The 14,529-nt window shown below is 69.0% G+C and carries 12 protein-coding genes; 9 read left to right on the forward strand and 3 right to left on the reverse strand.

Translation table 11 applies throughout. The features are described 5' to 3' along the window. Window positions 1-26 precede the first annotated feature (26 nt). Both Ari01nite_RS15415 and Ari01nite_RS15420 read left to right on the forward strand, forming a co-directional pair. The gene (locus Ari01nite_RS15415; RefSeq protein ID WP_203781918.1) at window positions 27-1,121 is read left to right on the forward strand and encodes a class I SAM-dependent methyltransferase; all 1,095 of its coding nucleotides are present in this window, start codon (window positions 27-29) and stop codon (window positions 1,119-1,121) included. After that, window positions 1,118-1,816, forward strand: a complete 699-nt coding sequence (locus Ari01nite_RS15420; protein ID WP_203781919.1) for a PIG-L deacetylase family protein — start codon at window positions 1,118-1,120, stop codon at window positions 1,814-1,816. Before Ari01nite_RS15415 ends, Ari01nite_RS15420 begins: the two co-directional genes overlap by 4 nt. A gap of 35 nt (window positions 1,817-1,851) precedes the next feature. Here Ari01nite_RS15420 and Ari01nite_RS15425 read toward each other — a convergent pair whose 3' ends face one another. From Ari01nite_RS15425 to Ari01nite_RS15435, 3 genes are all read right to left on the reverse strand, one after another. Next, window positions 1,852-3,168: a LuxR C-terminal-related transcriptional regulator gene (locus tag Ari01nite_RS15425; protein ID WP_203781920.1), complete on the reverse strand. Its 1,317-nt coding sequence runs from the start codon at window positions 3,166-3,168 to the stop codon at window positions 1,852-1,854. A 223-nt stretch (window positions 3,169-3,391) separates the two neighbouring features. Next, window positions 3,392-3,862, reverse strand: a complete 471-nt coding sequence (locus tag Ari01nite_RS15430) for a peroxidase family protein (RefSeq protein WP_203781921.1) — start codon at window positions 3,860-3,862, stop codon at window positions 3,392-3,394. 132 nt (window positions 3,863-3,994) lie between these two features. Then, window positions 3,995-4,408: a hypothetical protein gene (locus tag Ari01nite_RS15435; protein WP_203781922.1), complete on the reverse strand. Its 414-nt coding sequence runs from the start codon at window positions 4,406-4,408 to the stop codon at window positions 3,995-3,997. Between the two features lie 1,163 nt (window positions 4,409-5,571). Here Ari01nite_RS15435 and Ari01nite_RS15440 point away from each other — a divergent pair. From Ari01nite_RS15440 to Ari01nite_RS15470, 7 genes are all read left to right on the forward strand, one after another. Continuing rightward, window positions 5,572-6,675 carry a GDSL-type esterase/lipase family protein gene (locus Ari01nite_RS15440; protein WP_203781923.1) on the forward strand — a complete coding sequence of 368 codons (1,104 nt, stop codon included), beginning with the start codon at window positions 5,572-5,574 and terminating at the stop codon, window positions 6,673-6,675. Then, window positions 6,672-7,316: a DUF1961 family protein gene (locus Ari01nite_RS15445; protein ID WP_203781924.1), complete on the forward strand. Its 645-nt coding sequence runs from the start codon at window positions 6,672-6,674 to the stop codon at window positions 7,314-7,316. The genes Ari01nite_RS15440 and Ari01nite_RS15445 overlap by 4 nt, the downstream gene beginning before the upstream one ends. A gap of 128 nt (window positions 7,317-7,444) precedes the next feature. Beyond that, window positions 7,445-8,101 (forward strand): YesL family protein, encoded by a 657-nt coding sequence (locus Ari01nite_RS15450; RefSeq protein WP_203781925.1) that lies wholly within the window; start codon window positions 7,445-7,447, stop codon window positions 8,099-8,101. Beyond that, window positions 8,098-9,618: an extracellular solute-binding protein gene (locus Ari01nite_RS15455; RefSeq protein ID WP_203781926.1), complete on the forward strand. Its 1,521-nt coding sequence runs from the start codon at window positions 8,098-8,100 to the stop codon at window positions 9,616-9,618. The genes Ari01nite_RS15450 and Ari01nite_RS15455 overlap by 4 nt, the downstream gene beginning before the upstream one ends. A gap of 69 nt (window positions 9,619-9,687) precedes the next feature. Next, a complete protein-coding gene (locus Ari01nite_RS15460; RefSeq protein ID WP_203781927.1) occupies window positions 9,688-10,680 on the forward strand; it encodes an ABC transporter permease in 993 nt (330 codons plus the stop codon). A gap of 17 nt (window positions 10,681-10,697) precedes the next feature. Next, complete coding sequence (locus Ari01nite_RS15465) at window positions 10,698-11,621, forward strand: carbohydrate ABC transporter permease (RefSeq protein ID WP_203781928.1); 924 nt, start codon at window positions 10,698-10,700, stop codon at window positions 11,619-11,621. Window positions 11,622-11,757: 136 nt separating this feature from the next. Then, window positions 11,758-14,358, forward strand: coding sequence for an exo-rhamnogalacturonan lyase family protein (locus Ari01nite_RS15470; RefSeq protein WP_203781929.1), 2,601 nt, complete (start codon window positions 11,758-11,760; stop codon window positions 14,356-14,358). Window positions 14,359-14,529: the final 171 nt, after the last annotated feature.

Consider the following 14,529-nt stretch of genomic DNA (forward strand, 5'->3'; position numbering starts at 1 on the left):
CGCGAACCGAACAGGAGGCAAGCCAAATGACAACGACCCAACTCACAACGACTCAGCTGACCACCACCATCAACCCCGCCGAAATCGAGGCCTTCGCCGGGCGGGTCACCGCCGACACCAGCGCCTGGATGGTCACCACGATGGCCATGATCGGCGACCGGCTCGGCCTGTGGCAGGTGTTCGCCGACGGCGCCGCCCGGACCACCGCCGAGTTCGCCGGCCAGGCCGGGATCAGCCGCCGGTACGCCCAGGAGTGGCTGTCCTCGATGGCGTCGCACGGCTACCTCACCTATGACCCGGCCACCGGGGGCTTCGCGCTGCCGGCCGCGGCCGTGCCGGTGCTCGCCGCCGACAGCCCGGTCTACTTCGGCGGCCTGCATCAGGCGCTGTACGGGCTGACCGCGGTGCTGGACCGGATCACCGACGCGTTCCGGCACGGCAACGGCGTGCCGATGTCCGAGTACGGCGACGACTGGTGGGAGGGCCTCGAGCGTTTCACCGGCGGGGCGTTCGACCACCTGCTGCCGCAGCAGTGGCTGCCGGCCATGCCCGCGGTGCAGCGGCGGCTCGAGGCGGGCGCCGCGGTGGCCGACGTCGGCTGCGGCCGGGGCCGCGCGCTGATCGTGCTGGCCCAGCACTTCCCGCAGAGCCGGTTCACCGGCTTCGACATCCACCCCGAGTCGATCGCCGCCGCCCGGCAGGCCGCCGCCGAGGCGGGCGTGTCCGACCGGGTGGTCTTCGAGTGCCTGGACGCCGCGGCCGGCCTGCCCGGCACCTACGACGTCATCACCACGTTCGACGTCATCCACGACGCGGCCGAGCCGGACCGCCTGCTGCGGGCGATCCGCGCGGCCCTGCGGACGGACGGCCGCTACGTCTGCGTCGACATCAACGCCAGCCACGAACTGCCGGCCAACGCGGGTCCGCTGGGTGCCTACTTCTACGGCATCAGCGTCCTGTACTGCCTCAGCACCTCGCTGGCGCAGCACGGCGCCGGCCTGGGAACGTGCGGCTTCAACGAGCACACCGCGCGGCTGATGTGCGCGGCGGCCGGCTTCGGCGAGGTGCGCCGGACCGAGATCGACAACCCGTTCAACATCGTCTACGAGGTCAGCGCATGAGACTCGGCACCGTACTCGGCATCTGGGCGCACCCGGACGACGAGGTCTATCTCTCCGGCGGCCTGATGGCGACCGCCCGCGCGGCCGGCGACCGGGTGGTCTGCGTGACCGCCACGCTGGGCGAACACGGCACCGGCGACCCGCAGCGCTGGCCACCGGACCGCCTCGCACGCACCCGGGCCGTCGAGTTGCGGGCGTCGCTGGCGGCGCTCGGCGTCGACGAGCACCGGCTGCTCGGGCTGCCCGACGGCGATTGTCCCGGTCAGCCCTTCGAGGAGGTGTCGGACCGGATCGCGGCGATCGTCGACGAGGTCCGGCCGGACACGATCCTCACGTTCGGCCCGGACGGATTCACCGGGCACGCCGATCACCGGACCGTCAGCGCGTGGGCCACCACCGCCCATGCAAAATCAAAGTCCAGGGCCAGATTGCTGTACGCGACCAGCACCGACGAATTCGCGGAGCAGTGGCAGCACGTCTACGACCGGCTGCCAGTGTTCATCGACGGTGCGGAACCCCTGCGCACTCCGGTGGACAAGCTCGCCGTACACCTCAAACTCGACGAGGAGACGGCGGACCGCAAGCTGGCCGCGCTGCGCTGCCAGGCCACCCAGACGGCCGGGGTGGTGGCGCTGCTCGGCGAGGACACCATGCGCGACTGGTGCGCGACCGAGGCGTTCGTGCTCGGCGCCTGACCGTCGCGGGGCGTGGGCGGCCGGTGCCCGCCCGGTCAGAACGTCTCGGTGTCGCCCGCCGCCTTGAGCGGCACCACCCGCGGCTGGCGCGAGTTGGCGAGCAGTTCGAGCAGGCCCAGGGCGTGCGCGGTGGCCAGGGCGCCGGCCCGGTTGCGCGCACCGAGTTTGCGGAACAGCCGGGCCTGGGTGTTCTCCACCGTCTTCTCGGCGATGCCGAGGGAACGGGCGGTCTGGCGTACGGTGTCACCCTGCGCGATCGACCGCAGGATGTCGCCCTCCCGCTCGGTCAGTTCCGGTACGCCCTCGCCGTCACCCCAGCCCACGCCGGCCGCCGCCAGGGCCGCGCCGGTCGCCGGCTCCAGGGTGAGGTGCCCGCAGGCGGCCAGTTGCAGGGCCGGCACCAGGGCGTTGAGCACCTGGGTAGCGGCCACCACGCCGACCACCCCGTGGGCTAGTGCGGCCAGGGCCTCGTCGCGCGACATCGGGACGGAGCGGACCAGCAACGCCAGCGTGCCGGGCCGGGTCATGCCCAGCCAGTCCCGGGCGACCGGATCGACCACCACGAGGATGGTCGGTACCGCTACCGCGCTGGCCCAGCCCAGCCGGTGGTGCTCGGGGCTGCCGTCCAGCACGAACGGCAGGTGAGCGCCGCGCAGGGCGACCTCGATGTCGTCCCGGATCGGTCCGTCCGCGGCGTGCAGCACCACCAGCGGCACGCCGGTGGACGGGTCGCCGCCGTGCACCACCGTGGTAGGCGGGCGGCCGACCAGGCCCAGAGTGGCGGCCCGGGCGGCCAGGTGGCTCTGGCTCGAGACGGCGAGCTTCTGATAGATCCGTCGCTTGTGGTTCTCGACCACCCGGGTGCCGATGCCGAGCAGCCCGGCGATCAGGCCGACCGGGTGACCGGCCGCGAGCAGCGCCACGATGTCCTGCTCGCGGTCGGTCAGGAGGGCGGACGGTGTGGCCGGCAGGCTGGCCGCCGCGCCGGCCGGGCGCAGGTCCGCGTGGTGCTGGCTGAGCAGCCGCACCAGCGCGTCCAGCCCGTGGGAGAACGGGACCAGCGTGTCCACCCCGGCCCGACGGCTCGCGATGAGGTCGCCGCGGGACAACTCCCGGTAGATCAGCACGAGCCGGGTCCGGCTGCAGTGCGCCCGGACCCGGGCCAGCGCGGGCAGGACCCGGTCCACGCCCTCCCCGGCGGTGCAGAGCACCATTTCGGGCGCCCGCAACTGGCACAGCGAGACCAGGTCGTCCGGATCGCCGACATCACCGACAACGGTGAATTCGGACCGGGCGGACAGGGCCGCTGCGAGTGCATCGCGAAACAGCCGGTGGTAACAACAGATTGCCACTAGCGCGGGCTCACCGGTCGATCTCTGCACCGCAGCCTCCCACCTGGGCCGGGTTGAATGATTGCCGCTCGCGGCGTAAATGGTTGCCTTTTCAACCGTCGTTTTTCATTGACAGAGGTGATTGTTATTTGGATTCGGTCAAGTAGCCAGCCACCTAGGGGATTTTCGTTGATTCACTGCCCGCGACTGGCCGGGTCGACCCGGGCGAAGCGGAGCAGATCGGTCATGTGGAAGGTGCCCGCGGACGTGCTGGGCAGGGTGGCCGCCAGCCGGGTTGCGCCGCGAGATACGAGTTCGGGTCGAGTTCCAGCACGCCGCAGAACGTGTTCAGACGGACCTGGCCGTCCCCGAACTCGAAGAACGTCTGCCAGCCGATGAAGCGGCGCTGCGCCCGGGCCCCGCCGCGCAGGTCCTCCGGGTCGGCCTGACCCTCGCCGGCCGGGTCGAAGACGAAGCCGAAGAACGCGGTGCCGTCCGGGTTGCCGGCGAGATTCGCGCGGTAGGAAGGCCGGACCTGGCTGTGCCCGAACCGGTACGCCGCACCCTGGAATTCGACCGGGATGGAGGCGGGTCCCGGCTCCGGCCGGCAGTAGCGGCGCCCGTTGTTGAAGATGTCCTGAGTGGCCGCCGTGCCGATGATCTGCGGCAGGAAGTCGTGCGCGATGATCCACTGGTAGTGTCGGCCCGCGATCATCAGGTTCTCGTCGTTCCGCGCGTCCGCGATGATCGCCGTACCCGTTCGCCGCCCGCGGCAGGTCCTCGAACAGCCCGTCCGACTCGATCCGCATGTGCAGGCGGTCCGCTACCGGTCCGCCACCATAGAGAATCAAGATCCAACGCGGGCGTACGCGCATTCGGCGACGACTCGGGCGGCGTGACCACCCCGAGCAGCGACGACGGGTCGAAGGTCATGTCGTGGTCGAGGAACTGCCCGAGGAACGTGACCCCCCGGTCTGTGTCGGGTGTCCGGGTTGTTGAGGCTCAGGGCCGGGTCCAGGATGAGCTGGATCGGCCCGGCCGCCAGGTTGTCGGCCGCATCCAGGATGCCGCCGCGGCGCCCGTCCACCAAGGCGTCCCGGAGGCGCTGATCGACCTCGGTCAGGAACGGCGGCAGACTGGTGAAGATCCGGCCGAACCGGTCGAACCGGTCGGCCGGCGTGGCGGCGTGCACGGCCCGGGCCGGCCCGGCCATCGCACACATGGGCCCGACCGCGACGGCGCCCGCGGTGCCCGCGCCCACACCCTTGAGAATCGGCGGCGGCTGACGGCCTTACGCTCGGTTTTCTCGGGGAGCGCCATTCCTGCCCCCTTTTCGCCGGCGGCGCCGACGGTGGCACCATCGAGGCCGGGCGGATGCGTTCCGCAGTCTGAAACTCCGTTCCGCGGCAAACCAGATGCCCACGGGTTATTCGTATCGACCCCGACCTATCATTTACGCCACCAAGCGCCCCGCAATTTTCCCGCGCGCCGCCATTTCCCCCGCCAAACCCCTAACCCACCCGTACCCCCACCACCGCGAAGCCTCCGCCCCCGCGCCCCGCGCCCGGCCTCCGCGGCAGCGCCGTCGCACACAACCGGGTGGGCATGTCATCCCGCGACGCGGTCCCGCACTGTGACAGCGTCCCGAGAAGTGGATGATCTTCCGGTGATCTGACACTGACCCAAGCCGCAAGGTCCGCATACCGGCTCATTCCGCCCATCGTTCGCCATCTTGTGGAAGCGCTGTTCCGCCCGAGACCCTTGCGTGGACCGGTGATGCCTCGGCGTCAATCCCTCAGTCGAGTGGCCTCCGCTTCCCGGTCTCGTGGTACCCGGCGAGGTATCGAGCGCGGCGGCGAGGACCGGTTCGATCAGGTGGATTTGCGGTTCCTGGCAGACACCAGATCGACAAGATCTGGCCGTGCAGACCGGAAAGGCAAGCGTTTGGGGCATTGGCCGGTTACGTTCCGATGGGGGATGCCGGATCGTGAGAGCGTCCGGTCATCTGTTGGGAACGCGATCATTCTCCGGCCCGAACTCTCACGGTGTGGACGGGCAGACCGGCACGCGGTGGCCGACGTCGCTGGATTGGTGGATTGACCCTGAGGCGACACTGTTCCGTGCAGAAGTCCCGCCCGAACGCGAAGTCCACACGATCTCTGAGTTGCGCGGCCGTCCGGCTACGGCGAGGCGGGCGGCCGGCTCGGGTGGTGCCGGCGTCAAGGTCGGGCATCGCCGTCTCGGGCATCGCCGTCTCGGGCATCGCCGTCTCGGGCCGAGGCGTGGGTGCGGGTGCGGGTGCGGGTGCGGGGATCTTGGTGTGTTTGGTGCTGCCTGCGGTGGTTGTGGCATCTGGGTCCGATGTGGCCGGGTGGGCCGTGGGACGCTGTCGACCAGCGGTAATAGATGTGCTTGGATGCCAGCATGCGTAGTCTCCGACTTCGGGCCGCCGCTGGGGCGCTGACCGCCGCGGTCGCCGCGGCCGTTGGCCTTCTCGTCGCGGGTCAGGCCCAGGCCGCCGTGCCGGTGGCGATCATGCCGCTGGGCGACTCGATCACCGACGGCTTCAATGTGCCGGGCGGATACCGGATCACCCTGAAGCCGAGGCTGAACGCCGGTGGCTACGCGACCGACATGGTCGGCACGATGAGCAACGGCCCGGCCGCGCTCACCGACCGCGAACATCAGGGACTCTCCGGCTGGCGGATCGACCAGCTGGACGCGAACGTCGTCTCCTGGCTGCAGCAGACCGCGCCGGCCGTGGTGCTGCTGCACGCCGGCACCAACGACATGATCCAGGGCGTCAACCTGTCCACCGCGCCGGCCCGCCTGGGCGCGCTGATCGACAAGATCACCGCAACCCGGCCGCAGGCCAAGGTGCTGGTGGCGTCGATCGTGCCGCTCGGCACGGCGGCCTGGGAGGCGAACGTCCAGGCGTTCAACGCCGCGATCCCGGGGCTGGTGCAGAGCCGCGCCGCGGCCGGCAAACAGGTCCACTTCGTCGACATGCACGCCAAGCTCACCGCCGCCGACCTGGCCGACGGCATCCACCCGTCCGAGGCCGGCTACGCCAAGATGGGTGCCGCCTGGTACGAAGCGCTCCGCCCGGTACTCGGTGATCCCACCACGACCACCACGCCGCCCACCCCGCCGACGACGGCGCCGTCCACCATCACGCCCACCTCGTCGAGCAACCCCACGCCTACGGCGACGCCCACGCCCACGCTCCGGCCCGGCGGCGCCTGCACCGCGACGCTCACCGTGGTGGGGCAGTGGCCCGGCGGCTTCCAGGCGAACGTCCAGGTGGTCAACGGCGGCAGCGCGGTCACCGCGTGGTCGGTGGCGTGGACCCCGTCCGGCTACACCCTCAACCAGTCCTGGAACGCCGACGTGACCACCAACGGCACGCTGGTGGTGGCCCGCAACGCCGGCTGGAACGGTGCGCTGCCGCCCAGCGGCACCGCGGAGTTCGGATTCCTGGCCACCGGGACAGTGCCGACATCCCCCCTGCTCACCTGCACGGCGTGACAAAAAGCGGGTATCAGAACAGGCTGGCGTCGCCGGACGATCTGGCCGGCTTCCGGCTGGAGGGCGAGGGTGCCCTGTCCTTCCCACGCGGGCGGTTGCGGCTGGAGAGCCTGCGACCGCCCGAGGACGGCCAGGACGCCAACATCGTGCTGTGGTGCCCCGAGGACTTCGGCCCGGACGTCACGGTGCGCTGGGACTTCTGGCCGATCCGGGAACCGGGACTGGCCATCGTGTTCTTCCACGCCCGCGGGCGGCAGGGCGAGGACATCTTCGACCTGGCGCCCCGGACCGGGCCGTACGACCAGTACCACCACGGCGACCTGAACGCGTACCACGTCTCGTATTTCCGCCGGATGTGGCCCTCGGAGCGCAAGCTGCACACCTGCAACCTGCGCAAGAGCTACGGCTTCCACCTGGTGGCGCAGGGACCCGACCCGCTGCCGGCGGTGCTCGACGCACAGGGCCCGTACGCGATGAGCCTGACCGTCCGCGGCGGCGAGGTGACCTTCGCGGTCGAGGATCTGGTGTCGTTCCGGTGGCGCGACGACGACCCGCTGCCGGGCGGAAAACTGGGCTTTCGGCAGATGGCGCCGATGATCGGCGAGTACGCCAACCTGCGGGTCGACACCTTTGCAACTTGACTGCAAACAGCTATCGACGAGCGTTGACATTGAGACGATTCAAAGTTACGGTCACACACACGTTTTGGTGCTGTAACTCCCTCGTCACAAGGCAGGTCCCGGTGCCGCGACGGATATCGCAAACTGCAGTGGTTCCACCCGATCGCCGGCTCGCGACGACCTCGACGACCTGGGTCATAAAGCTGTACGAGGCCGCCGACGAGGTGGTCTGGGCAGCCAAGATCAACATGCTCTGGCTGCTGTTCACGTTGGTGGGCGGCGTGCTCCTCGGTGTCGGCCCGGCTACCGTCGCGGCGTACACCCTGGCGCGCCGGCATGCCCTCGATGAATCATTTCAGGCGTTCCCCGCATTCCTCGCCGTCTACCGGCGGGAGTTCGTGCGGGGCTCGCTGCTGTTTCTTCCTGTCCTCGGGGTAAGCGTTTTCCTGGTCAGCAACTACTTCTACTTCGCGTCCATGGGAGGGGTCGGCACACTACCCCGGCTCGCCACGCTGGTGGCTCTCGCCGCCGTCGTGGTGATCGTGTCCTTCCTGCTGCCCATGGCGGTGCACTACAACTTGCGGGCGCAAGCCTTTCTCCCCAAGGCCTCGCTCTTCGCCCTCACCCGCCCGGTGCCCTCCGTGCTCCTGCTGTTCCTGTTCACGGCGGTCATCTACGCGTCCACGATGTTCCCGTTCCTGGTACTGACGGTCGCCATCGGCGGGTGGATTCAGCTGAACACCTGGCTTTGCCTGCGCTTCTTCGCCGAGAACGAGGCGCGCCTACGAGTGGAACGGATCCCATGAAGATAAAAAAGCTGGCGGCAGCCGCTCTCGCCCTGTCCACCGCCCTCACGCTCACCGCGTGTGGTGACGATGCCGAAAACGCCAACCTCGACACGCTCACCGTGATGTCGAAGCTGTTCGGCACGGCACCGAGTCCCACCGGCGAGTTGCAGAAGGCCGTCGAGGGGGTGATCGGCAAGAAGCTCGACATCACCTGGGTCCCGAACGCCGACTACGGCGACAAGAGCAACGTGACCCTGGCGTCCAACAAGCTGCCCGACATCATGGTGGCCAACGAGAAGGCGCCGGCGTTCATCAAGGCCGCCGAGGCGGGCGCGTTCTGGGACCTCACCGGCAAGCTCGACAAGTACCCGAACCTGGCCATCACCGACCCGCAGGTCGCCAAGAACGTCCAGGTAAACGGCAAGCTGTACGGCGTGCCCCGGGCCCGGCCGCTGCTGCGCTCGTCGATCTCGATCCGCAAGGACTGGCTGGCGAAGGTCGGCCTGCCCGAGCCCGAGTCGGTGCCGGACCTCTACAAGATCGCCAAGGCGTTCACCGAGCAGGACCCGGACGGCAACGGCAAGAAGGACACGTACGGCCTGATCATCCCGAAGTGGCCCGGCCCGTACGGGAGCGCCAGCCCGTACGACGCCTTCGAGACCTGGCACGGAGCGCCGAACGGCTGGGGCGAGCGCAACGGCAAGCTGGTGCCCGGTTTCGACACCGAGGAGTTCCTGACCGCCAACCGCGAGCTCAAGAAGTGGGTCGACGAGGGCCTGATCAACCCCGACTTCGCGACGCTCGACACGGCCAACTGGATGGACCCGTTCGTGCAGGGCAAGGGCGGCATCATCATCGACGTCAACGTCCGCGCCACCCAGCTGTTCGACCTGTTCAAGGAGAAGGACCCGAACGACGCCGACAAGGTCGCGCAGACCGGCAACCTCAAGCGCGCCGACGGCCAGAAGTTCTCCCTGCCGTTCACCGGTTACAACGACGTGCTGGCCGTCTCGAAGCAGCGGATCAAGACCGAGGAGCAGCTGAACGAGGTGCTGGCGGTGCTCGACAAGCTGCAGTCGCGGGAGGGCACGGTCCTGCTGACGAACGGCATCGAGGGCCGCAACTTCAAGGTCGAGGGCGAGTACGCGGTGCCGATCAACCAGGAGGACCCGGCCGTCAAGGTCATCCAGAACGACGTGGACAAGGCGTTCATCCAGATCGGCACCAAGGCCAGCATCGGCATGGAGGTCTACACCCTCAAGCCGACTGACGAGGCGAAGCGCCTGCTCATCGAGGAGCGCGAGCCGCTGATGGTGGAGGACCTCAAGACCGCGGTGCACAACCCCGCGCTCAGCATCATCGCCCCCACCTCGGTGCAGGTCGGTGCGACGATCGAGAAGATCGTCTCGGACGCGCGGGTCAAGTACCTGTCCGGCACGATCGACGAGGCCGGGCTCAAGGCCGAGATCAAGCGCTGGTACGACGGTGGCGGCACCAAGATCGTGCAAGAGACCAACGAGCTGTACAAGAAGTAGCCCGCCCACCGACAGCACGACGGGGCCCGGTCACGAGGCCGGGCCCCGCCCCATTGACAGGAGGCCGCCGTGGCCACCGATGTAGTTCCGGGCGTGGCACCGGAGACCCCGCCGACTGCCCGGCCACCGGCGGAACCCCCGATCCGCAGGACGTGGCGCGACCGCGCGGGTGCGGTCGGCCGCAGCCGCTGGCTCTACCTGATGCTCCTGCCGGGCCTCGTCTACTTCGCGCTGTTCCGGTACTGGCCGATGTACGGCCTGCACATCGCGTTCAAGGACTACCTGCCCTTCGCCGGCTACTCGGGCAGCCCATGGGTCGGCCTCCAGCACTTCGAGACGCTGTTCACCGGCCCCGACTTCAGCCGGCTGATGGTCAACACGCTGGTGCTGGCGCTGCTCACCATCGTCTTCGTGTTCCCGGCGCCGATCATCGTGGCGCTGCTGCTCAACGAGTTGCGGCACAGCATCGTGAAGCGCTCGGTGCAGTCGCTGATCTACATCCCGCACTTCCTGTCCTGGACGATCGTGGCGTCGCTGACCTACCTGCTGTTCTCGGTGGACTACGGGGTGATCGCCCAGTGGATCCACGGGGTCATCGGCGGGCGCCAGGTCGACTACGTGGCGCAGGAGGCCTGGTTCCGGCCGATCATCGTGCTCCAGCAGCTGTGGAAGACCACCGGCTGGGGCACCATCATCTACCTGGCCGCTCTGGCGAGCGTCGACACGCAGCTGTACGAGGCGGCCCGGGTCGACGGCGCCGGCCGGTGGCGCCAGTTCTGGCACATCACGCTGCCGGCGATCCGCCCGGCCATCGTGGTGATGGCCATCCTGACCTCCGGAAACCTGCTCGACACCGGGTTCGAGCAGATCTGGCTGATGACGACCTCGCTGAACCGGGACGTCGCCGACGTCTTCGACACGTTCGTCTACCAGGTCGGCATCAACCAGGGTTCGTTCAGCTACGCCACCGCGGTGGGCCTGTTCAAGGGCGTGGTCGGAGTAATTCTGATCTTCGGCTCGAACTGGATGGCCAAGCGCATGGGCGAGCGCGGACTTTACTGAGGGAGGCGGAGAAAATCATGGCAATCGACGAGACCGTCAACGAGAAGATCCGCCAGGGCAACCCGGTCCGGCACTACGACTCCAAGAGCGGCCGGTTGTTCGACGTCCTCAACGTCGTCCTCCTGCTCGGGCTGGCGGTCATCACGGTGCTGCCGCTGATGTACGTCTTCGCGGGCTCGTTCGCGAGCGAGTCGGAGATCCGCAGCCGGCCGTTCTTCCTGTGGCCGGAGGAGTTCGTCACCGACACGTACGACTACATCTTCGCCACCGACACCTTCATCCGGGCGCTGCTCACCACCATCGGCGTGACGCTCGTGGGCACGGCCGTCCAGGTGGCGCTCACGCTCACGATGGCCTACCCGCTGGCCAAGAGCCACCTGCCGGGCCGCACCCTGTTCCTGAACATCGTGCTGTTCACCATCGTGTTCGGCGGCGGCATGATTCCCACCTACCTGGTGGTCCGCGACCTGGGGCTGCTCGACTCGTACTGGGCGCTGATCCTGCCGCTGGCCATCAACCCGTTCTATCTGATCATCGTGAAGACGTTCTTCCAGGCGCTGCCGGAGGCCCTCGAGGAGGCGGCCCGGATCGACGGCGCCAACGACCTCAAGGTCTTCACGAAGATCGTGCTACCCCTGTCCAAGCCCATCATCGCCACGTTCTCGCTGTTCTACGCGGTCGGCATCTGGAACGACTACATGTCGCCGCTGCTCTACATCTCGGACAGTGACAAGTGGACGCTGCAGGTGCTGGTGCGGCAGCTGACCGCGCCCAACGCGGACTCGGCGAACGCACTCGACGCGCTGACCGGCGCCGCGTTCCCCGAGCAGGGCCTCAAGTTCGCGGTCATCGTGATCGCGACCATCCCGATCCTGCTGGTCTACCCGTTCCTGCAGAAGCACTTCGCCAAGGGCGTCCTCATCGGTTCCGTCAAGGAGTGACCTTCCACCCGTGAACTCAATAAGCCGCCGCCAGGTCCTGGCCGGCGCTGCCGCCGTGCCCGTGTCGGCGCTGGCCGCCGCCAACCTGGGACCACGCGCTGCCGCCGCGCAGACACCAATGGTTAGGAGAGCCGACGTGCCCGAGGTGAAACTGACCTGGCTCGAGGGCAAGCCCGGGGCCGCGGCCACCTCGACCTGGGGCACGCCCTGGGCGCAGGGTGCCGTGCCGGCCGACCAGACGTTCCAGCTCACCGCCGCGGACGGCAGCGCCGTGCCGGTGCAGAGCTGGCCGCTGGCCTACTGGCCGGACGGGACGCTGAAGTGGAGCGCGCACGCGGTCGCCGCGGACGCGCCCGCCGACGCGTACACCCTCGCCGCCGGGGCGCCGGCCACGCCGGCCACCGTGGTCAAGGTCAGCGACCACAAGGACTACCTCGACGTCGACACCGGCGTGATCCGGGCCCGGCTGCGCAAGCGCGGCCGGGAGCTGATCAGCCAGCTGTGGCGCGGGGACGTCGAGATCGCCCGCAAGGGTGTCCTGGTAAACCTGCGCCAGGAGCGCATCGAGGAGGACGAGGAGAAGACCGCCGGCCGGGACCGCTTCGAGAGCGAGATCCACAAGGTCAAGGTCGAGCAGTCCGGGCCGATCCGGGCGGTGGTACGCATCGACGGCGTGCACGCGAACAAGCGGGGCAAGTCGTGGCTGCCGTTCACCGTACGGCTCTACTTCTACGCCGGCGCCGAAAGCGTGCGGCTCATGCACACGTTCATCTACGACCGGGACGGCTCCAAGGACTACATCGCGGGCCTCGGCATCCGCTTCAAGGTGCCGATGCGCGACGCCGGCTACGACCGGCACGTCCGGTTCGTCGGCGATGGCAAGGGCCTGCTCAGCGAGGCGGTCAAGGGCATCACCGGCCTGCGCCGCGATCCCGGTGCCGCGGTCCGGGCCGCGCAGATCGCCGGGACCGCGCTGCCCGACCCGGCCACCTGGGACCAACGGGTCACCACCCGTCTCCAGTACATCCCGGAGTGGGGCGACTACTCGCTCAGCCAGCTCTCCGCCGAGGGTTTCACCGTCCAGAAAAGAACCAAGAAGGGGTACGGCTGGGTGCCCGTCGACCAGGGCAAGCGGGCCTCCGGGCTGGGCTATGTCGGCGGCGTCAGTGGCGGGCTCGCGTTCGGGCTCCGCGATTTTTGGCAGCGACACCCCACCCAGCTGGACATTCGCGGCGCCGCCACGGACGAGGCCGAGGTGACGGTCTGGCTGTGGTCGCCCGAGGCCGGTCCGATGGACATGCGCTTCTACCACGACGGCATGGGCCAGGACACCCACCCGAAGCAGCTCGAGGGCCTCAACATCACCTACGAGGACTACGAGCCCGAGTTCGGCACCCCGTACGGCATCTCCCGGACCAGCGAGCTCACCCTCTGGGCCCTGCCCGCGACGCCGACCGCGCAGCGGCTCGGCGCCATGGCCGACCAGGTGCGCACGCCCCCGCAGCTGATCAACCCGGTCGGCCAGCTGGTCGGCAGCCGGGTGTTCGGCGGGCTGTTCGCGCCGGTGGACCGCTCGCACCCGGTCAAGGCCGTGATCGAGGACCACCTGGACTTCCTGTTCGGCTTCTATCAGAAACAGGTCGACCAGCGGCACTGGTACGGGTTCTGGGACTACGGCGACATCATGCACACCTTCGACGAGGACCGTCTGGTGTGGCGGTACGACGTCGGCGGCTACGCCTGGGACAACTCGGAGCTCTCGCCCGACCTGTGGCTCTGGTACGCGTTCCTGCGCTCCGGCCGCGCCGACATCTACCGGTTCGCCGAGGCCATGACGCGGCACACCGGCGAGGTCGACGTCTACCACCTCGGCAAGTGGGCCGGCCTGGGCACGCGGCACGGCGTACAGCACTGGGCCGACAGCGCCAAGCAGCAGCGCATCAGCACCGCCGTCTACCGCCGGATCTACTACTACCTGACCGCCGACGAACGCACCGGCGACCTGCTCACCGAGCTGGTCGACTCGGACCGTACGTTCCTGGTCCTGGACCCGATCCGCAAGATCCGCACGGAGCCCTACACGCCCGACCCGCACGCCCTGTCGATCGGCCTCGGCACCGACTGGAGCGGCCTGGCCGCCGCGTGGCTGGCCGAGTGGGAGCGGCGCGGGCCGAAGGCGGAGGTGGCCAGGTCGAAGCTGATCGGCACGATGGAGACGATCGGCGCCATGCCGAACGGTTTCGTCACCGGCAGCGGCCTGTACGACCTGGACACCGGCCGGTTCGCCCCGGTCACCGAGAAGACGGTCAGCGTCTCGCACCTGAGCGCCATGTTCGGTCTCGTCGAGGTCTGCGCCGAGGTGATCGACCTGGTCGACGACCCGGCGTTCGAGAAGGCCTGGCTCCAGTACTGCCGCCTGTTCAACGCCACCCGCGACGAGCAGACCGCGGAGTGCGGCGCCCACTTCGGCAACCTGATCCTCAAGCAGGGCCACGCCCGCCTGACCGCGTACGCCGCGGTCCGCCTGAAGAACACCGACCTGGCCAGCCGGGCCTGGCGCGAGTTCTACACCGGCGACGGCTACGCGCCCACCCTGCCGTGGACCAGCCAGCGGATCACCTCGACGCTGAACCCGACCGACGCGGCGACCTGGGTGTCCACCAACACCACGGCGCTGTACGGCCTGTCCGCCATCCAGATCCTGGCGCTCGTGCCCGACCAGATCGTCGCACCGTAGGGCAGACTCTGCTGCTGTGCGGATGCGGGTCCGGCTCTTCGTCAGCTCGACCTTCGCCGACCTCGGCGCGGAACGTGACGCCCTGCACGCGGAAGTCATCCCGCGGCTGAGGCGGTTCTGCGCCGAGCGCGGCGTGCAGTTCTCCGCGGGTGGACCTGCGCTGGGGCATCA

This window comes from Paractinoplanes rishiriensis (assembly GCF_016862375.1).
In the GTDB taxonomy this organism is placed as follows: Bacteria; Actinomycetota; Actinomycetes; order Mycobacteriales; family Micromonosporaceae; genus Actinoplanes; species Actinoplanes rishiriensis.